This window comes from Prevotella sp. KH2C16, assembly GCF_900113305.1.
Lineage (GTDB): Bacteria > Bacteroidota > Bacteroidia > Bacteroidales > Bacteroidaceae > Prevotella.
This window is the reverse complement of the sequence record NZ_FOOW01000007.1, coordinates 40223-60870: the sequence shown is the minus strand read 5'-3', so window position 1 is coordinate 60870 and position 20648 is coordinate 40223. Positions and strand designations below refer to the sequence as shown.

Below are 20648 nucleotides of genomic sequence, written 5' to 3'. Positions count from 1 at the left end.
TTACTGTAATTATGCCACAAAGTTACTAAAAATAGTTGGATTTCAGTTGGCATTCCAGCAGAAAATACTTATTTTTGTGGAAGCAATCTAAAGAATTATGGACGCATACATCAAAATCATAGCCAACGCCTTGAGCCTCATGGAAGAGGCGGTGAAAAACACGCTGAGGCTGCTCGACGAGGGTGCCACCATCCCTTTCATTGCCCGCTATCGCAAGGAACGGACAGGCGGACTTGACGAAGTGCAGATTACACAGATAAGCGACTGGAACAACCGACTCAAGGAAATGTCGAAACGAAAGGAGACGATGGTCAAGACCATCACCGAGCAAGGAAAGATGACACCAGAACTGCAGCGGAGAATAGAAGAATGCTGGAACGCCACGGAGTTGGAGGACATCTACCTCCCCTATCGCCCGAAACGGCGCACGAGGGCGCAGATGGCCCGTGAGAAAGGACTCGAACCACTCGCCCACTACATCCTCCAGCAGCGGGGGACACTCCGGCAGGCACCCCCTGTCCTTGCTGTCCTCATTGCCCAGACGGGCGAAGAGGCCGCCGTCAGCGGAGCAATGGACATCATTGCGGAGCAGGTAAGCGAGAACGAGGGTACGAGAAATGTGGTCAGAGGCGAGTTCCAGCGGTTCGCAGTCATCTCATCCAAGGCTGTCAAGACAAGGAAGGACAGCGACGAGGCCGCGAAATATTCTGACTACTTCGACTTTTCAGAGCCCCTCCGCCGCTGTTCGTCCCATCGCCTGCTTGCCATGCGCCGTGGAGAGAACGAGGGAGTCTTGCGCGTAAGCATCTCCGTAGACGAAGACAAGTGCATCGAAAAGCTCAAACGGCACTATGTTCATGGAGTTGGAGATTTGCAAAAGATTGTATCCGAAGCCGTGGAAGACAGCTACAAGCGACTTCTAAAGCCGTCCATAGAAAACGAATTTGCCGCTTCAAGCAAAGAAAAAGCCGACGAGGAAGCCATCAAGGTTTTCTCCGAAAATCTACGACAACTGTTATTAGCAGCCCCGTTAGGGCAGAAGCGCGTGATGGCATTCGACCCCGGGTATGCCAACGGCTGCAAAATAGCTTGCCTCAATGAGCAAGGAGGTCTGCTCCACCACGAAATCATCTACCCTCACCCCCCCAAGCGGCTTTACGCCCAGGCCACAGTCTCCATGATGCGGATGATAAAAGACTTCCGCATAGAGGCCATAGCCATAGGCAACGGCACGGCATCGAGAGAGTCGCAGGCCTTTGTCAAGGAGGTAATCGACGAAATCGGAGAACTGCCGCAAAGCCGACCGCAGATATTCGTGGTCAGCGAGGACGGCGCTTCCATCTATTCCGCATCAAAGCTTGCGCGAGAAGAATTTCCCGACGAGGATGTTACCGTGAGGGGTGCCGTCAGCATCGGGCGACGGCTGATGGACCCGCTGTCGGAACTGGTAAAGATTGATCCGAAGAATATAGGCGTGGGGCAATATCAGCACGATGTAGACCAAGCCAAGCTGAAGCACTCGCTCGACCTGACCGTGGAAAGCTGCGTGAACCTCGTGGGGGTAAACCTGAACACGGCGAGCACCTATTTATTAATGTACATTAGCGGCCTCGGCCCGGCGTTGGCAAAGAACATTGTGGACTATCGCACGGAGAACGGCCCGTTCAGCAGCCGCGCCCAGCTCAAGAAAGTGCCGCGACTGGGAGCGGCAGCGTTCCAGCAATGCGCGGGATTCCTCCGCATTCCAGGTGCCGACAACCCGCTGGATAATAGTGCCGTACATCCCGAGAGCTACGGTATCGTGGAGCAGATGGCCAAAGACCAGCAATGCACGGTAAAGGAACTCATCGACGACAAAAATCGCCAGAAGAACATCCAGCTCGAGCGGTATATCACGGTGGAGGTGGGAATGCCCACCCTGCTCGACATCCGGAGCGAGCTGGAGAAGCCCGGACGAGACCCGCGGCGGCAGATAGAGGTGTTTGAATTCGACCCGAGGGTTAAGGAGATAGACGACCTCGAGGTGGGCATGGAGCTGCCGGGCATCGTAACCAACATCACCAACTTCGGCGCCTTCGTCGACATCGGCGTGCATCAAGACGGACTGGTACATGTCTCCCAGCTTGCCGACAGGTTTGTCAGAGACCCCAGCGAGGTGGTAAAGCTCCACCAACATGTAAAGGTAAGGGTGATCGCCGTCGACGAAAGGAGGAAGAGAATCGGCCTAAGCATGAAACAGATTAAACAATAAAAAGAATCACGAGCCAATATACAATTCCTAAACAGAAACTCTATATGAAGACAGACAACTACTTCTTTCCTGCAACAGACTTTGAGACCGCCAAGCATTTCTATGGTGAATTACTCGGATTAGCCATTAAGTTCGATTTTAGCCCTATGGGGATGATTGCCTACAAAATAGGGAACGATGAGCCGGCCCTCATCTTAAGAGACATCACACAATATCCTGATGCCAAACCTGCATTATGGATAGAAGTGGAAGATGTGATGGAAGAATATTCGAGATTAAAAGAAAAAGGGATTCACTTCCTGTCAAAGCCATTCCAAATCAAGACTGGATGGGCAGTAGAATTCGACGACCCGTCAGGAAATCGGTTGGGAATCACAGACTATAAAGCGATGTAAGATTCAGCTGAAGACAGCTTTTTCCAAAAGAAACAGGCCGCCCATTCTCACGAATAGCGGCCTGTCTCATATTCAGATGCGTCTTCCCAAAAAGAAAGACACATTGCTTTTACTTCACCTTGTCCACGATGGCCTTAAAAGCCTCCGGGTTATTGACGGCGAGGTCAGCGAGTACCTTGCGGTTAATCTCGATACCTGCCTTGTGGAGAGCACCCATCAACTGGGAGTAGCTCATATCGTGTAGACGAGCTGCGGCATTGATACGCTGAATCCACAATGCACGGAATGTGCGCTTCTTGTTACGACGATCGCGATAAGCGTAGGTAAGACCCTTTTCCCAAGTGTTCTTCGCTACGGTCCAGACATTCTTGCGAGCTCCAAAATAACCCTTAGTGAGCTTCAGAATTCTTTTTCTTCTTGCCCTTGAAGCAACATGATTTACTGATCTTGGCATAATTCTTTTCTTTTTAAAGTTCTACTAAAAGTTAATGATTAACGGAGGCACAACAGGTCGCGCACCTGCTTTAAGTTAGCCCCATCGACCAAAGTCTGGTGAACGAGGTTTCTCTTCTGCTTCTTTGTTTTCTTCGTCAAGATATGACTGTGGTAAGCATGATGTCTCTTGATCTTACCTGTACCGGTGAAACGGAATCTCTTCTTCGCGCCGGAATTTGTCTTTACTTTTGGCATTTTTGTTTGTTTTTAAATTGTTATTAATAGAGGTGGTAAAGTATATACCAAGACTTTACGCACACATTTCTGTCTTTATTCCCCGGCCGTCTCAGCCAGTTTTTTCAGCGCATCGCCACCTTTGGCATTGGCGAGCAGACCGTTTTTCTCAGCGGCAGCTTCCTGTTCCTGCTTGGCGGCCTGACGGGCAGCATCCTGCTCGGCCTCGCGGTCGCGTTTCTGCTGACTCTTTTTCTGTATGCCAGCCTTCTTCGGAGCGAGATAGAGGAACATCTTCTTGCCTTCGAGAGCCGGCATCGACTCCACCTTGCCATACTCCTCCAAGTCGTTGGCAAAGCGCAGCAACAGCACCTCACCCTGTTCCTTGAAAAGGATGGAGCGACCGCGGAAGAACACATAGGCACGCACCTTGTTGCCTTCCAGCAGGAATTCACGCGCATGCTTCAGCTTGAACTGATAGTCGTGCTCGTCGGTCTGAGGGCCGAAACGAATCTCCTTCACCTCTACCTTCACCTGCTTCTGCTTCATTTCCTTCTGCCGTTTCTTCTGCTGGTAGAGAAACTTGGAATAGTCGATGAGACGACAAACCGGCGGCTGGGCATTCGGGGAGATTTCCACAAGGTCGACCCCTTCCTGGCGAGCCATGTCAAGCGCCTTACGAGTAGGCAAGACTTCTGACCCGTTATCACCAACCACACGAACTTCCCTTACGCGAATCTGCTCATTCACGCGGTACTGACTCTTCATTCTGTCATTCTTCATCCAACTATATTCTATTTAGCGGATGCAAAGGTAATGGTTTTCCGTGAAATAGCCAAAAGTTTCCGATATTATTTTTCTTCTGTATCCCGACATCCCGTCAGAACACATATGAGAGGCTGAAGTTCATGATTCCCCGGTCGTAGTCGTCCACGAACTGATAGTAGGTTTCCGCGTTCAGGTGCAGGTTGCGGGTAATGTTGTACTGCAAGCCGCCTCCGAGGTTCACGCCCACATTGGTTTCTGAATGGTCTACGAGGCCGTTATCGAAGTCATGCCCCGTTATGGTCAGTCCTCCCAGCGGATAGAGCTTGAACTTATTGGTGATGTGGAAGATGTAATGCAGGTTCGCATTCACATCCCATGCCGAATGATCATCAGACTCCGGATAATAGTTCAGCGCCAGTTCTGGCCTGAAATGATTATCGATGTTATATCGGCCTACCAGTCCGACGCCCACATTCGGGTCGTCGAAGCCATAATTTAATTTCACGCCAAACTCAAAGGTTTCCCTCTGTGCAAAGCCGCTCGCGCTCACAAGAGCGAGGGCAAATAATAAAAATAACTTTTTCATAATCTTTCCTTTCTGATGAATAACGATGCAAACTTACACAAAAATCACGAACTCCGGCCACTCCTATAAAGTTTTTTATCTTTCTTTAGGGGAAATACATATTTTAAATCAAGCCCGCACCACTGTCTCCCGACCGCCGACGGCATGGAAAACCGCCTCTTTACTTTTGGAAAACGGCCAGAAGTTTTGTATCTTTGTATGTCAATTTCTAACACACACATCACATGGAAAACAAAACCTTAACGACCGGAATCAGCCTCCGGCATCAGCCGAAGAGCTGGAAGCACTGCTTCAACGAAAACTGTAAACAGAAAGAAAACTGCCTCCGCCATCTGACGGGAGCCGCCCTGCCCGACGACAAACTGTGCGGAATGGCCGTCTACCCCACCGCCTGTAAAGGCGGCGCATGCCCTTTCTTCCGGGAAACCCGAACGATAAACGGCGCGTGGGGGTTCGCCAACCTGTTCAGGAATGTGAGGGAAAAAGACCACGCGGAGCTGCGCCGACGAATGAAGGAATACCTCGGGAGCAACGGCACCTACTACAAATATGAGCACGGCACGCTGCTCCTCACCCCGGATCAACAGGCCTGGATAATCGCCCTCTTCCGCGAGTTCGGATACGAGGAAGGGCTCGCGTTCGAGCACTACGAAGCCGCCGTGGACTTCCGTAGCGGCAACTCGTAGGATTACACACGGCGTGTAATGCCGTTACAAGCAGCGTGTAACAACATTACACGCTGCTTGTAACATTCCCCGCAGCAGCAAGCCGCACACAGAATAAGCCCCGGCAGCTCCATGAGAGCCTGCCGGGGCTTATCGTATAAAGGGATAATAGTTATTCTTCGGCGAGCTTCAGTTGCTCGGCCACCTCGCCGTTGATACGCTGGGCAAAGTCTTCCATCTTCATCGTAGACTGCTCGCCTCCGCCCTGCTTGCGCATGCTGACAAGACCTTCGGCAGCCTCCTTCTCCCCCACGACGACCATGTAAGGCACGCGCTTGAGCTCGTTGTCGCGTATCTTGCGCCCTATCTTCTCGTTGCGGTCGTCCACGAAGGCACGCACATCGCGGCTGTCGAGATATTTGCAAACCTCGACCGCATAGTCGTTATACTTCTCCGAGATGGGCAGGATGGCCACCTGGTCGGGCGTAAGCCAGAGCGGGAAATGACCTGCCGTGTGCTCGATGAGCACGGCGGTGAAGCGCTCGAGAGAGCCGAAGGGGGCACGGTGAATCATCACCGGCGTCTGCTTGGAGTTGTCCTCGGCGGTATACTCAAGCTTGAAGCGCTGCGGCAGGTTGTAGTCCACCTGTATCGTGCCCAGCTGCCAGCGGCGACCGATGGCATCCTTCACCATGAAGTCGAGCTTCGGACCATAGAAGGCAGCCTCTCCGATCTCCTCGCGGGCGTTCATTCCCTTTTCCCTGCAGGCCTCCCGGATGGCGTTCTCGCTCTCCTCCCAGGTCTCGTCGGAACCGATATACTTCTCCTTGTCGGCAGGGTCGCGCAGCGAAATCTGAGCCTCGTAGTTGTCGAAGCCGAAGATGGTGAACACTTTCTGGATGATGTCGATTACATTCTCAAACTCCTGTTTCACCTGTTCCGGACGCACGAAGATATGAGCATCGTCCTGCGTGAAGTTGCGCACACGGGTCAGTCCGTGCAGCTCGCCGCTCTTCTCGTAGCGGAACACCGTGCCGAACTCGGCAATGCGCAGCGGCAGATCCTTGTAGGAGCGAGGCTTGCGGGCGTAGATCTCGCAGTGATGGGGACAGTTCATGGGCTTGAGCATATACTCCTCATCCTCCTCGGGCGTGTGGATGGGCTGGAAAGCGTCCTTCGAATAGTGGGCATAATGCCCGCTGGTAACATAGAGGCTCTTGCCTCCGATGCCCGGGGTGATAACCTCCTGATAATTATAAGGCTTCAGCATCTTGCGCAACAAGTCCTGCAAGCGCAGGCGCAGTGCCGTTCCCTTGGGCAGCCAGATGGGCATTCCCTTGCCCACGCGGTCGGAGAACATGAAGAGTTCCATCTCCTTGCCTATCTTGCGATGGTCGCGTTTCTTGGCCTCCTCGAGCATCACGAGATACTCGTCGAGCATCTTCTTCTTGGGGAAGGTGATGCCGTAGATGCGCGTCATCTGCTCGCGCTTGGCGTCTCCGCGCCAGAAGGCTCCGGCCACAGAGGTAATCTTGATCGCCTTGATCTCGCCCGTCGACATGAGGTGAGGACCCCGGCAGAGGTCGGTGAAGTTGCCCTGCGTGTAGGTGGAAATCGTTCCGTCCTCCAAGTCCTGGGCTATGTGCTCGCACTTATACTCCTGTCCGTCGGCCTCAAACTCCTTCAGGGCGTCGGCCTTGGACACATCCTTTCTCACCACGGGCTCGTCTTTCTTGGCCAGCTCGCGCATTTTCTCCTCAATCTTGGGGAAGTCGTTCTCGGAAATCGTCGTCCCTGCGGGCGGCATTACATCGTAGAAGAAGCCGTTCTCAATGGCTGGGCCGAACCCGAACTGGATGCCGGGGTAAAGCTCCTGAAGAGCCTCTGCCAGCAAATGGGCGCTGGTGTGCCAGAAGGTGTGCTTGCCCTCCTCGTCCTCAAACTTATAGAGGGCGATGGTGGAATCCTTCACGATGGGACGGTTGAGCTCTACCGTCTCGCCATTGACACCGCACGATACAACGGCGCGGGCGAGAGCCGGCGAGAGGCTCTCGGCGATTTGTAACCCCGTTACGCCCTCTTCGTACTCACGAACAGAGCCATCAGGAAAAGTGATTTTAACCATAATACAAAGTAGTTTAATTCTAATCAAATGCAAAAATAACACTTTCTGTCGAGACAAAGGCTATTTTCCGTGAATAATTCCACATTTTTTATTCCGCACGAAGATTTTCCCCGGAAATCCTGATGGGAATCGGGAATTAATCGATACCTTTGTATCTACTTAAGCAACAACCATCACAATTCGGACAATATGAAAAGGCAAATCCTACTTATCGTTGTCATGCTGACGGCTTCCATCCACCTGCAGGCACAACTGAGAGACAAACGAGTATCCCTAATTCCGCGCATCGGCGTGAACATAGCCGACCTCAAACATGTATACGGGTCGGCTGCAGGATCAGGAGCGGCGGAAACAGCTCCGCTGGAAACCAAGATGAAGGCCGGGCTGCTGATAGGCTGCGACCTCGAAATAGAACTTGCCCGCCCGCTCCTGATGGACATCGGGCTATACTACAGCCAACAGGGGTGCAACTTCAAGGATGGTCGCAAGGCTGCTCAAGTAGACTATCTAAATATCCCCGTACTGCTGGGCGTTCAACCCGTGGAAGGACTTATCATCAAGGCTGGCCTTCAACCGGGCTTCAATCTCACAGATAAGAATATTGACAAGGCTACAGTGAGCAAAATCACTCTGGGCATTCCGGTGGGTGTGTCATATGAATACAAGCATGTGGTACTGGATGCCCGCTATGTGATTGGCACCTCACTCATCAAGGCCGACGCAGACCCCGTGGTTAACCAAGTGGCCTCCATCACGCTTGGCTACCGCTTCTCTTTAGGTAAAATGAAAGATGAGCGGCCCAAGACAAAGTATTACATGCCTGCCTCCGACGGCAATTACTAATCCTTCTCAATGCCTCGCCGCCTGCTATCAGGACGGATTTTCGAAACAATCCTCCACCCCGTGGGCAATCCTATGCTGTTCAAGGCTGTGCAAAGAAGACTGCGCAAAGAGGGAAATCCTACCGCCGAGAAGCAGGAAAGCCCCGCATCAAAACTTGTTTGACACGGGGCGGACACTATAAAAAGATTACCGATTGCCGCCAGAAGCGGCGTTTTAAAAGAAGAATTACTTTATCCTATCCGTCAACTTCTTGGGAAGCCGCGGCATCGCACCGCTCTGCGTGCACACGAAGGCACTCACATCCACTGCCAGCTTGTGGGCATCGGGGATGGGCATGCCGGCAAGGATGGCCGAGGCGAAGGCTCCGGTGAAAGAGTCGCCCGCACCCACGGTGTCGGCAACCTCCACCTTGGGCGTTTCCTGGAAGGTCTTCATGTTCGGCGCGAAGACATAAGAGCCGTTGACGCCGCAGGTGAGCACGAGCATGTCGAGATTATACTTGCCCAGAAGGAGCCAGCACTTGTTCTCCATGTCGAGTCCCGGATAGCCAAACATGCGCCCGATGGACACCAGCTCCTCGTCGTTGATCTTGAGGATGTTGCACTGTCTCATCGAGTCGCAGATGACCTCCCGCGTATAGAAATTCTGCCTGAGGTTGATGTCGAATATCTTCAGACAGTCCTTCGGAGTGGCATCCAGAAAGCGGTGGATGGTCTGCTTGCTCACGCTGCTGCGCTGGGCAAGCGAGCCGAAGCACACGGCACGGCAGTTCTTTGCCGCATTTTCTATCTCGGGCGTGAAGGGAATGTGGTCCCATGCCACGCCTTCCTTGATTTCATAGGTAGGCACGCCCTGCGCGTCGAGCTCCACTTGCACGGTGCCCGTGGGATAGTCTACGCGCGGCATGATATACTTTACCTGCTTGCTATCGAAGGCGGCCAGCGTCTCGTCGCCCAAGGCGTCGGTGCCGACGGCACTGATTGCGTAGGTGTCATGACCGAACTGGCCGGCATGGTAGGCAAAGTTTGCGGGTGCTCCACCAAGTTTCTTGCCTTCGGGAAGACAGTCCCACAACGCTTCGCCGAGGCCTACAATTACATGTTTCATAGTGATTCTTTATTTTTTGTTCATTCGTGGAATATAGCTGAAAAGATAGATTACGCCGACGGCCATGACCAGCACGGCACCCATCTGCCCCATGAGGTCGCTCACCCGGCCCATGATCAGCGGGAACACGGTGCCGCCGAAGAGACCCATAATCATGAGTCCGCTCACCTCGTTCTGCTTCTCAGGCACGCTCTGCAAGGCACGGGCAAAGACCATGGAGAAAACATTGCTGTTGCCGTAACCGACGAGGGCTATGGCCGTGTAGAGCACCGCCTTGGTGGTTCCTACCGAAAGGCCGACCATGGAGAGCGCCATCATGGAGACAGAAATGATGAAGAACACCTTGTTGTTCATCACGCGCAGGAAGAACGAGCCCGTAAGACAGCCTATGGTGCGGAAGATGAAGTAGAGCGTGGTGGCAAAGGTGGCGTCGCCCACCGACACATTCAGCCGCTCCATGAGGATGCGGGGAGCCGTGGTGTTGGTGCCCACATCGATTCCCACATGGCACATGATGCCGAGGAAGCTGAGCAGCACGATAGGCATGCCCATCAGCTTGAAGCACTCTATGAAGGTGCTGGGCTTGCCCTGGGCAGGCTTCTCCTCGATAGGCGTGGCGAGCAGCCACAGCGTGGACAGCGTGCCTATCACCGCGAAGATGGGGAAAAGGATGCGCCAGCTAAGTCCCAGGGTGGGAATGGCGGCGGCGAAGCCCCAGCTGAAGATGGTGGGAGCCGAGATAGAGGCGATGGCCTTGACGAACTGCCCGAAGGTGAGCGTAGACGCGAGGTTGCCGCCCTTCAAGACCGTGGCCACCAGCGGGTTGAGCGAAGTCTGCATCAGGGCGTTGCCGATGCCCAGCAACGAGAAGGATATCAGCATCACGAGATAGGACTCGCCGAAGATGGGAGGAATGAGGGAGACCACTGTAACGAGGAGACTGAGCAACACGGTCTTCTTGCGCCCGATCTTGTTCATCAGCATGCCCGTGGGCACGGAGAAGATCAAGAACCAGAAAAAGACGAGCGACGGGAAGATGTTGGCCTCGGCATTGGTGAGCGCCAGGTCTTCCTTCACATAGTTGGAGGCACTGCCTACCAGGTCTACGAAGCCCATGCAGAAGAAGCAGAGCATGACCGGTATGATGGCGAACTTGTTTACTTTAGACATGTTTATGTTTTTAGCTTAAAGGGTTTTGTTTTCTTTTCTATGATGTTTTTTGCCCGTGCGGGCGGTTGCCGCTTTCATTTCAAGGCGTGAATCTTCACCTTGCAGCCCTTGGCGGCTATCCTGTCATACGGCTCGGAGGGGAACACGAGGTTGGTCATGGCCATCTTGCCGTCGGCATCAAAGGCTTCTATACTGCTGTGGTCGACGAAGATCTGCATGGCCTTGACGGCGCCGTAGGTAGGTGCCACGGTCGTACACTTGAAGTCGGTGCTGAAATCGGAGAGGCCGCTTGCGTCGCGATTCATGCTGAATGTCTCGTCCATGCCGTTGTAGGTCATCACCACGCGCTCGCCCTTAGCGTTGCTCAGGGTGATGGAAGCGTTGGTTTTCACATCCGTTACCTCCAGATAGGCCGCGGGAGAAAGCTTGGCAGAAGACTTCGCCACAAACGAGACAAACACCTCCGGCGAGGGCTTCACGCTTACATAGTACTCGCCCCGATAGGTGAAGAGGCCAAGGTCGCGCGGCAGGCCGTTGGCTGAACGGAACTGGCGCGTGGGCACCTGGTTGGCATACTGCCAGTTGCTCATCCACGGCAACACGATGTGGCGGCCGTCGGGAGCGTTGTCGAAGGCCACCGTGGCATAATGGTCTTTCCCATAGTCCATCCACTTGGTAACGCCAGGGGCGGAGTCGCAGGTAAACTTGTGCCCGTCGAATGTGCCCACGAAATACTGCGTGGCAGAGCCTCCGAAAGGTCCGCCGGGATTGATGTTGCACACGAGCACCCACTTGTCGCCCATCCGCAGCAGGTCTGGACACTCCCATACGCCGCCGTGGCTTCCGTAGCCTTCGCCGAAACTGCTCTCGTATTTCCACTCCTTCAGGTCCTTCGAACTGTAGATGTTCATCTGCTGCCCGGCAGCGAGGATAAGGTTCCACTGCCCCAGCTCGTCGTTCCAGAAGGCGTTGGGGTCGCGGAAGTCTGGCATATTGCTCGTGATGACGGGGTTGCCGGCATACTTCGTGAAGTTTTTCCCGTCATCAGTGCTATACGCCATGCTCTGCGTCTGCGACGCCCCGGCCGAGGTATAGAAAGCTACGACGGCATCTTTGCCGAATCCCGCCGTATTCGCCTTGTCCACTACGCAGCATCCGCTAAAGATGGTGCCGAGGGCATCGGGCGTGATGGCTTCCCCTTCATAGGTCCAATGGGTGAGGTCGGTAGAGGTGCTGTGCCCCCAGGTCATGTTCTCCCATTGCGACCCATAGGGGTTATACTGGAAATAAAGATGCCAGACGCCGTCCTTATAGAACATGCCGTTCGGGTCGTTCATCCATCCGTAGAGGGGCGTGTGATGATAAGCTGGGCGATACTTCTCGCGGTTTGTCGTGTCGAAATTGTCTGCCACCTTCATTTCCTGCCAGCAGGCAAAGTCGCGGATGACACCCGTGGTACGCGTATCGCCGGGAAACTGGATGTCGAGCAGCAGGTCGCCGCCGAACTCGCTGAGGTCGAGAGGCACCTGGTAATCGGTCTTGTTGATGGCCAGTTTACAGTTGAACTCCTTCACGAGCCGGTTGTCCTTCAAGACGCGAATGTGGGCGATGCCCTCACTTTCCTCCACGGGGAGGAGAAGATACTTCTCGGTTGTCTTGACGCGCTTCATTGCATGGTTCTGACTCAGGAAGGTCTGTGCGTGCGACAGCGATACGCCGGCGAGGAGGCAGAGTGCCATGGTTTGGATTTTTCTCTTCATGTAGATTTGTTGATAGTTATAGGATTCCTTCTGCAAAGATAGTGATTCCTTTTCGTTTTGAAACGCAAAACCACCCATTCAATGGCATTTTTGTTGCATGAAACAGAAACGCCACTGGATGAACGATTTCTTCTTATTCCTTATTAATTAGTATTATGTCCATAAGTGAAGCAGACTTATCAATATTCGCTGACGGTAAGGTTGCTAACGGTGATGCTTCCTCCATAGGCATTGATGCTCCAGCAGTTCTTCGCAATGCCGCTGATACGCTGGGTGTAAGCACAAACATCGTTGATGTACATCGTGATAACGCTGTTGTCGGTGTAGAGGGTAATGTTGTAGGTATTGTCGGACGGACGGCTGAAAGGATAGCCGTCGATGCCCTCGATGAACCCCTTTCCCTCGGGACCCTCTTCCTCGAAGTTTACCTTGCGGGTGTTCTCATTCTCAGGATTCACCACCATGGTATAGTACTTCTTTGATTCGGAGCCGCGGACAAGCGAGATGCCAAACTTGTCGGTAGCGCTGCCAGTCTTCACAGTGAACGACAGTTTGTTGTGAGCACCCAACCGGCCGAAGAGCGCATAGGCATCGCCTGCAAGAGCATAGCTATCGCCCGACTGGCTTACCCCCCGCTGAGCCTTCAAGGCCACATCCTTTGCCTGATTGTATTTAGCGTCAATGGCCTCGACCTTCCCCAAAGTGAGCGTTCCGTCAGAGTGCTGGATGACCTTGTGACAAACGAGTGCACCGCCCCAGTTAGGCTCGGATGTGCCGACATTGATGTTTTGCTCATAGATATTGGCTCCCGTGCGATAGGGACACCACCCCCAGATGTAGCGGTTGGTGCCGTTAGAAGCCGTCTTGCCGGCATAGAATGCCCGGCTGTCGAGCACTCCTTCATGGCCGTCCTTGGGCCAGTTAGCTCCGGGATCGTTGAAACAAGCCTTCAGGGCATCCCACGACTTGGCCATCATGTATTTCACCTTACGGCTCCATGTGCTCTTATAGGCTTCGCTATAGACGAGATACCACCAGTCGCCCATCTTGAAGATGTCGGGGCACTCGCACATGCGATCCCAGATCATGGGGAACTGCGACTCATACTTCCAGCTCTTCAGGTCGGCAGAGGTGAACTCGGCAAACTTCAGGTTGCTGGCAATGACCATGTGCCAAAGGCCGTCGTCTCCCTTGAATATCTGAGGGTCGCGGAAGTCAACGGAAGAGAATCCGTAGTCGTCGCCCTTCAGCATCCAGGCGTTGTCTCTGGTCCATGTCTTGAAATCGGGCGAAGTGGCACGCATGACAGCTTCGGTGTTCTTGCACCTCGGGTTGTGGCCAGTATAGTAGATATAATAAAGTCCGTCGCTCTCGTTATAGACGCAGCAACCTGTTCCAAGTGCCGCATCCTGGGCCTCGGCGGAAGCATTCACGGGCAGCACCTCGCCTATCGACTCATAGTTGGCACCGTCGTTTGTGGCAACGCCCCAGATGGGATGATAGCGATAACTGTCGTTGATTTCATAGTCCTGCAGGTAGAGCACCTTGAAGTGGGCTGCCTTCTGATCATAGAAAGGCATCGGGTCGCCCACGCGTCCGATAGCGGGCTTATAGTAGGTGGCGAAACCTTTCTCTTCGGTAGAGGTGAAGAACTCGGTGGTACCAGCCCAGTCTTTCTCAGGATCGGCAGCAAAATTGTCGCTGCTGCATGCTGTCAGCGACAGAGCCGACAGCATGACTGCGAATGAATATATCATCTTTTTCATAAGGTTTTTATTTCGTTAGGTAATTGAATGCGTTCTTTGCAATGGTAGAGATGTTCTTGTGGTAGTTCTCCGTATAGCCAGCCTCGAAGGTGTAGGAATACCAGTCGAAACAGCCTGAGCCGATGCATATAATGCCGCCCTTGCCTGCCGTTGCAGGATACTCCCATGCCACGATGGCACCATCGCCGCCCACACCGAGAACTTCGGCACCTGTGCGCGTCGTCCATGCGTTATAGTCGGGATAGTCGCCCCAGTCGGTACCCACATGATACTGTGCTGTAGAGTTGGTGATATGGTAGCCGGCATCGGTGCAATAGACTTCATCGGCATTGTCGCCGGCAATGAGACCCTGCCACAGAGGATGTGCGTTCTGCCCGTTAAAGATACGGAATGTCCACGGTCCCCCACAGAGCTCTGCCTTATCTTCGTCCTGTCCCCAGCAGTTATTGGGCGTTGTCCATTCGTCACTGCCCGTTGCTCCGATGAAAGATGGCAGGTTAGTGGCATAGCGCGTGAGGAACAAAGAACCTCCGTTCTCATAGAACTTGCGCAGCTCATTCTTGGCCGCCAGTGCCCCCTTGGCCTTTGCAGCGAAGGCATCATGGCCATCGACACCACCATCTACATGATAATGCCACCAGATGACCTTGCACTCAGAGAGGTCTACGGATTCGGCCTGCAAATCGGCAAACGATGCATAGAGCGAGCTGGACACATTTGACAGCATCCACAGGCAAGCTTCTTTTGCCTCTGGATCGAGGTCGTTCATGTTGGCTGCGTCGCCTACGAAGAGAGCCTTCGGCTTGTCGATGGCATGGACGGTTACGGTATAAGTGCTCTCGGCCGAATTGTTGGTTACCTTATAAGTAACGGGATTGGTGAAGTCCTGTGGCACGCCTGAAGCCGGTGTGATGGTGGCGTTGGCACTATAGATAATGGTGGGCACCAGACTCTCTACCCCAATCGATGCCGGTACATAGGCTGTGATGGTCTTGGCATCTTGGTCTATGGTGCCTGTATAAATGTCGTTAAGCACAAACTGAGTGATGCGAGCCTCATCGTGAAGCACACTGAGCGTCCAGTCGATGAACACATCGCCATTCTTCACATGGAGTGTCTTAGGAGCATCCATGTTGAGCGTTGCGCCTTCCGATACATCGCAGGTGGCTCCCGGCGACAGTTGGAGAGCCGTTAGCTTCATGGCTGATGTCTCATAGACTTCGGGCAGACGCACGGTAATGGTGCGCGTCTTCAGGTCGACATTGCCTTCATAGCTGTCGAGTTTCAGTGCCTCGACCATACAGTTACCCTCAAGTTGCAGGTCGCTTGTGTTGTCGCTGTTGCAACCTGTCAGGAACAGAAAGGCCAAAAGGCAAAGAGGCAAAAGGTACAGAACCTTTACTACCTTTATTATATATATATTGTTCTTTTTCATTGCTATTTTGTCTTTAAACGATTCATTAATCATTCTTGAATGATAGTTTGTTATCACTCCCGACGATTACCAGTTACCGATGTTCTGGGTGTAGTGTCCGTTGGAAGCCGCAATCTGCGAATAAGGGATAGGCAGGTATTCATCCTTGTTGGCCGTGAACTTGGCGCTGCTGTAGATTGCACAGTCGTTGGCCTCTTCTGCATAATACTTGTTGAGCACGGTGGCTGCCTCGCCCCATCGCACGAGGTCGAAGAAGCGCTCGCTTTCCATTCCGAGCTCAAGTCGGCGTTCCATCTTCACAATCTTGAGAGCCTGTTCTTTGTCGTAGTTGCCGGTATAGTTTCTCACATAGATGTTCACTCCATATCTGCTGTGGTAGTTGGAAATCATCTGGGTACTTCCTGCGGCGCGGGTGCGCAATTCGTTGACGAGCTGTATGGCCTGTCCTGCATTACCGAGCTGTGCATAAGCCTCGGCACGCTCCAGTAAGACATCGGCGTAGCGGAACACAATACGATTCATCGGGCTGGCCCAGTAGGAGCCCTTGATAAGATAGGTACCTATCAAGTCGGGGTCGATGTTCTGCTTCAGCGTAACATAATAACCATAGAGTCCATTTGAACGACTCCAGGTACTGGTGCGATCCATGATAAAGTTGGCATTGAACTCATAGGGAAGCCCGGGCATTCCTACGGTGAGAAAAAGGCGAGGGTCGGCATTGTCGATGGCCTTGTCGTAGTCCCTGGCGTTAAAATTGTCAAGCAAAGGCAGGCCCGAGGCATCGGTGCGGAAAGCATTCACCAGATTCTGCGACGGCTTGTAGAAATCAGTACCGCCGTCGGTAACATCGGGAATGTTGGGCACGATGAGGCCATAGCTCCAGTTGAGGTTACCATAAGTGGAGCCGTCATTGTGCGAGTACTGGATGGCCCAGATGCTCTCCTTGCCGTTCTCGTACTGGTCCTCGGGACGGAAGTTGTTATGAATGTCATCCTCCAGACCATAGTTGGTATAGAGCAAAGGGTCGGTATACTCGATGACTTTCTCCAGATCGCCCTTATCGATAGATGTTACCTGATTGCTCTTCTCGTCATCCTGATGGTAGGCTTTGTAGAGATACACCTTGGCCAGGAAGGCTGCTGCAGCCGCTTTTGTGGGGCGAGCTTTGTCAGCCTGGGTCTGCGGCAGAGTGTTGTAAGCTTCCATCAGGTCGTCGATGATAACCTGCCAGCCTGCATCGTTGCTATATTCCGTATTGGACAGTTGGGTGTAGTCGTCGTAGCTCATGTTCTCGTCGACAATAAACGGAATATGCTTGTAGAGCCGCTTCAGAAGGAAGTGGGCATAAGCACGGAGATACTTCATCTCAGCCAGGCGTTGCTGTTTCATGGTGAAACTGTCATTAGTCTGGTTGAGTAGGGCAATGGCCGTATTCACACGCGAGATGGCATTATAGAGGCGCACCCACATGTCGTTGATATTCCAGTTAGTAGTAAGCACTCCCTGCTCCACCTCTAATTGATGGAACACATCTCCATCGCTGGTTCCGCTTCCGCCCTTGTAGGCATCATCGCTGCGCACATCGAAGTTCCACATGGAGAAGGAGGAGTTGATATCCTCGGCCGAAGTGAATATGGCATAGGCCGAGATAACCATTGCGTCGGCATTCTCAGGCGTCTTCACCTGGTCGTCGCTGAGCGTTCCTTGTGGAGTGTGCTCATCAAGGAAGTTGCTGCATCCGGTAAAAAAGACGAGGGCGAGAAGGCAGAGAGGTAAGACGGCCAGTCCCTTCGCACCTTTGTATATATAATTCGTTTTCATTGTCTTGAATCTTAATGTTGAAACCATGTTGATGCTACACTTAGAATGAAACATTCAGCCCGAAAGTAATGTTCAGAGGAATAGGATAGCCGAAATTCGGATTCTCGGGGTCAACGCCCGTGAAGTTCTTCGACTTGATGGTCAGGAGATTCTGGGCAGAGAGATATATGCGCAGGCGCTCCATATAGAGTTTCTTGGTCAGATTCTCCGGGAAGTTGTAGCCAATCTGCACCGTGCGTAGCTTGGCGAACGAGCCGTCCTCTACGAAATAGCTGCTCACACGCTTCTCGTTGTTATTGTCCATCGTGCTGACGGCCGGTATGTTAGAGCCCATATTGGTGGGACTCCATGCGTTGAGCAGGCGGCGACCCTTGTTCAGATTCGAGATATTGAGTCCGCTCCACAGGTCAGTTTCCTTCTTCAGGTCGGAGATGACATCCACGCCCTGCACTCCCTGCCAGAACATAGTGAAGTCAAGGTTCTTGTATTGCAGGTAGATGTTCAGACCCCAAGAGAAATCCGGCACGGGAGTATATATCCATTGCTGGTCGCTCTCGTTGATGACATCGTCGTGGTTGAGGTCCTTCCAGCGTATGCGACCCAGTCCGGCGCCGTTCTGCTGGGCATGGTTGTCGATTTCGGCCTGGCTCTTGAAGATGCCGTCATAGACATAGCCCACCTGCGCACCCATGGGATGGCCCACGACGCTCTTCACGCCGTTTCCGCCGAAGGTGCCGTTGGCTGCGATGGTCTCGGGGAGCTTGGTTATCTCGTTGCGATAGGTGCCGATGTTGCCGGCGAGGTCATACTGGAAGTCGCCCATCTTTCCGCGGTATCCGAGATTGAGCTCAATACCCTTGTTCACCATCTCGCCGGCGTTGATCCACTGCGACGAGCCCTCGCCCATGACACCGATGCCGGGCATATACACGAGGATGTCGGTGGTCTTCTTATGATACCATTCGAAGCTTCCATATAATGCCGACCTGAAGAAACCGAAGTCGAGACCAAGGTTGGTCTGCGTGGTGGTCTCCCATTTCAGGTTATCATTGCCTATCTGATTGCGCTTGAATCCACTAGGAAGAGTCTTTCCCCCGTTGGTTCCTTCGATATCGTAGCTTGTTCCGTAGCTCTGCCCGCCGAATCCTGCTTCTCCATAGTTACTCACATAGAGCGTGTAACGGGCGATATTGGATATTTCCTGGTTACCTGTCTGCCCCCAGCTGACACGGAACTTCAGGTTGTCGATCCAGCTGAATTTCTTCATGAATTTCTCTTCACTGATGCGCCAGCCCGCACTTACGGATGGGAAGGTACCATAGCGGTTGTTCTTTCCAAAACGGCTGGAGCCGTCATGGCGCACGGTGAAACTGGCCAGATAGCGGTCGTCGTAGGTATAGTTGAGCTTGCCGAAGAAGGAAACCAAGGTGTAACCTTCGCCTCCGCCGTAGGCTTCAGCCTCTCCTACACCGGCATTGGGCCACATATAGTCAGGATTGAGAACCGAATAGTCAAATTTCTTACCGCTGAAGTTGGTATCGTCCTCGCGGTTGAGCTCCGTACCTATCATGACATCGCCGCGATGCTTGCCCATTTCCAGATTATAGGTGGCGATGGCGTTCCACATCCATTTGGTCCAATGCTCCTGCTTGGCTTCTACGGCATTGGTGGGATTGGCCACCGTTCCCTCGGTTATGGGATAGGTGAAGATGCGCTGTTGCTTCTGCGCATAGTCGAGACCGAAGGTCGACTTGATGTTAAAGTTCTTGATGGGGCTGATGTTGATGTAGGCATCGCCGAACACGCGCCAGTAGCTGTAGCGGTTGTCAGCGTTGCGCTTGAGGCGCGCCACGGGATTCTCACGGTCGGGATAGCCGCCCACAGGACCTGCATATTCGCCGCTCGTGGTGTAGACGGGGAGCGATGGATTGAACTGAAGCACATTTTCCAAGAAGCCCCCGGGAGCCTGCACCTCGGAAGTGCGGTTCAGCGTAAAGCTCTCGCCGATGGTGATGATGTTGCGCTCGGCAATCTTCAGCAGGTTGTAGCTGGTATTCATACGGGCGGAGAAACGCTCGAAGTCGGAGTGCTCAATGATACCCTTGTTCTTATAGTAGCCCAGCGAGAAGAACGATGTCCCTTTGTCAGACCCATTGCTCATCGACACATTATACTGCTGGATGATTCCCGTGCGGGTGGTCTGGTCGAGCCAGTCGGTGTCGGCAGCGGGCGTGGTTCCGGCCGCATCCAGATACTTGTTCATGGTGATGCCGTTCAGAACGGGATTGCCCTGGGCATCGTAACCCCAGTCATAGCGGTAGCCAAGCCCGTTGGAATTAGGGTTCAGACCGTCGTTCACATAGCCCTGCCACATCACCTGTCCGAACTCCTTGGCGTTGAGCACCTCCATCTCGTGGGCATAGGTCTGTGCCGACACGCTGGCATCGAAATTGATCTTCACCTTTCCGTCCTTTCCGCTCTTGGTGGTGATGATGATTACACCGTTGGCAGCACGGCTACCGTAGATGCTTGCCGAGGCTGCATCCTTCAGCACCTGTATGCTCTCGATGTCGTTGCCGTTGAGCTCGTGCATGCCAGCCTTGGTGGGCACACCGTCAATAATGTAGAGAGGGTCGTTGTTGTTCAGTGTTCCGATACCGCGGATACGCACGGTAGCTGAGCCTGATGGCGAACCGTCGGCCGAGATGTTCATGCCCGGCACCCGGCCTTGCATGGCCTTGATGGGGTTGTTTTCATTCTGCTTGGCGATGTCGTTGACGCTTACTACTGAAATGGCACCCGTCAGGTCGGCCTTGCGCTGCGTGGTATAGCCCGTTACAACGACCTCGTTCAGCTCCGTGGAGCTTTCCTGCAGGGTGATGGTAAGGTTTTCGCCTGCCTCCACTTCCTGGTCTGCGAAGCCGATGTAGGAAATAGTGATCATCGAGCCCTTGGGAGCCTTGAAAGAGAAATGTCCGTCAATGTCGGTCACGGAACCGTTGGAAGTTCCCTTTTGCATGACCGTCGCACCGATGACCGGTTCTCCCGTCGGGTCGACAACGGTACCGGAAACAGGAATGTCCTGCGCATTCGCGAGACTGCAGAACATCATAAAGAGCATTGCGCTCAGAAAGATTTTCCTTAGGTTTTCCATTAGAAAAAATGTTAGAAGTTAGTATTTTGGTCTTTGTAATCTGCCGCAAAGATACTTTCTTCTAACATTCCGGTCCTGAAAAAATCGTTCACAGCATGCAAATAATGTTTCATCATGACGGAATTCGCAGCAA

General features: G+C 53.2%; 16 protein-coding genes. 4 read left to right on the top strand and 12 right to left on the bottom strand.

The genetic code is table 11. The features are described from left to right. Positions 1-97: 97 nt before the first annotated feature. Both BM114_RS06645 and BM114_RS06640 read left to right on the top strand, forming a co-directional pair. On the top strand, positions 98-2251 hold the full coding sequence (locus BM114_RS06645) for a Tex family protein (protein WP_092111681.1): 2154 nt from the start codon (positions 98-100) through the stop codon (positions 2249-2251). 44 nt (positions 2252-2295) lie between these two features. Beyond that, entirely contained in the window at positions 2296-2646 is a 351-nt protein-coding gene (locus BM114_RS06640) for a VOC family protein (protein WP_092111679.1), read from the top strand. 109 nt (positions 2647-2755) lie between these two features. Here BM114_RS06640 and rplT read toward each other — a convergent pair whose 3' ends face one another. The 4 genes from rplT to BM114_RS06620 all read right to left on the bottom strand — a co-directional run bounded on the left by rplT (position 2756) and on the right by BM114_RS06620 (position 4669). After that, on the bottom strand, positions 2756-3100 hold the full coding sequence (gene rplT, locus BM114_RS06635) for a 50S ribosomal protein L20 (RefSeq protein ID WP_092111677.1): 345 nt from the start codon (positions 3098-3100) through the stop codon (positions 2756-2758). A gap of 38 nt (positions 3101-3138) precedes the next feature. Continuing rightward, positions 3139-3336 (bottom strand): 50S ribosomal protein L35, encoded by a 198-nt coding sequence (gene rpmI, locus BM114_RS06630; RefSeq protein ID WP_092111675.1) that lies wholly within the window; start codon positions 3334-3336, stop codon positions 3139-3141. Between the two features lie 75 nt (positions 3337-3411). Beyond that, on the bottom strand, positions 3412-4098 hold the full coding sequence (gene infC, locus BM114_RS06625; RefSeq protein WP_092111673.1) for a translation initiation factor IF-3: 687 nt from the start codon (positions 4096-4098) through the stop codon (positions 3412-3414). A gap of 97 nt (positions 4099-4195) precedes the next feature. Beyond that, complete coding sequence (locus BM114_RS06620) at positions 4196-4669, bottom strand: porin family protein (RefSeq protein ID WP_092111671.1); 474 nt, start codon at positions 4667-4669, stop codon at positions 4196-4198. A 224-nt stretch (positions 4670-4893) separates the two neighbouring features. On the opposite strand from BM114_RS06620, the gene BM114_RS06615 reads away from it, so the two are divergent. Beyond that, positions 4894-5355: a DUF6078 family protein gene (locus BM114_RS06615; protein WP_092111669.1), complete on the top strand. Its 462-nt coding sequence runs from the start codon at positions 4894-4896 to the stop codon at positions 5353-5355. A gap of 151 nt (positions 5356-5506) precedes the next feature. On the opposite strand, the gene thrS is transcribed toward BM114_RS06615, so the two are convergent. After that, positions 5507-7459: a threonine--tRNA ligase gene (gene thrS / locus BM114_RS06610; RefSeq protein WP_092111667.1), complete on the bottom strand. Its 1953-nt coding sequence runs from the start codon at positions 7457-7459 to the stop codon at positions 5507-5509. 189 nt (positions 7460-7648) lie between these two features. Between thrS and BM114_RS06605 the strand changes: the two genes are divergently transcribed. Continuing rightward, positions 7649-8302: a porin family protein gene (locus BM114_RS06605; protein WP_092111665.1), complete on the top strand. Its 654-nt coding sequence runs from the start codon at positions 7649-7651 to the stop codon at positions 8300-8302. 225 nt (positions 8303-8527) lie between these two features. On the opposite strand, the gene BM114_RS06600 is transcribed toward BM114_RS06605, so the two are convergent. The 7 genes from BM114_RS06600 to BM114_RS06570 form a co-directional block, all read right to left on the bottom strand. After that, positions 8528-9409 carry a carbohydrate kinase family protein gene (locus BM114_RS06600; RefSeq protein ID WP_092111663.1) on the bottom strand — a complete coding sequence of 294 codons (882 nt, stop codon included), beginning with the start codon at positions 9407-9409 and terminating at the stop codon, positions 8528-8530. A 9-nt stretch (positions 9410-9418) separates the two neighbouring features. After that, a complete protein-coding gene (locus tag BM114_RS06595) occupies positions 9419-10579 on the bottom strand; it encodes an MFS transporter (protein WP_092111661.1) in 1161 nt (386 codons plus the stop codon). 74 nt (positions 10580-10653) lie between these two features. After that, positions 10654-12339, bottom strand: a complete 1686-nt coding sequence (locus tag BM114_RS06590) for a glycoside hydrolase family 32 protein (RefSeq protein ID WP_092111834.1) — start codon at positions 12337-12339, stop codon at positions 10654-10656. 179 nt (positions 12340-12518) lie between these two features. After that, positions 12519-14105, bottom strand: coding sequence for a glycoside hydrolase family 32 protein (locus tag BM114_RS06585; RefSeq protein WP_092111659.1), 1587 nt, complete (start codon positions 14103-14105; stop codon positions 12519-12521). Positions 14106-14112: 7 nt separating this feature from the next. Further along, on the bottom strand, positions 14113-15540 hold the full coding sequence (locus BM114_RS06580; protein WP_092111832.1) for a DUF4960 domain-containing protein: 1428 nt from the start codon (positions 15538-15540) through the stop codon (positions 14113-14115). A gap of 66 nt (positions 15541-15606) precedes the next feature. Further along, positions 15607-17361, bottom strand: a complete 1755-nt coding sequence (locus BM114_RS06575) for a RagB/SusD family nutrient uptake outer membrane protein (RefSeq protein ID WP_092111657.1) — start codon at positions 17359-17361, stop codon at positions 15607-15609. Between the two features lie 40 nt (positions 17362-17401). Continuing rightward, positions 17402-20515: a SusC/RagA family TonB-linked outer membrane protein gene (locus tag BM114_RS06570; protein WP_092111655.1), complete on the bottom strand. Its 3114-nt coding sequence runs from the start codon at positions 20513-20515 to the stop codon at positions 17402-17404. Positions 20516-20648: the final 133 nt, after the last annotated feature.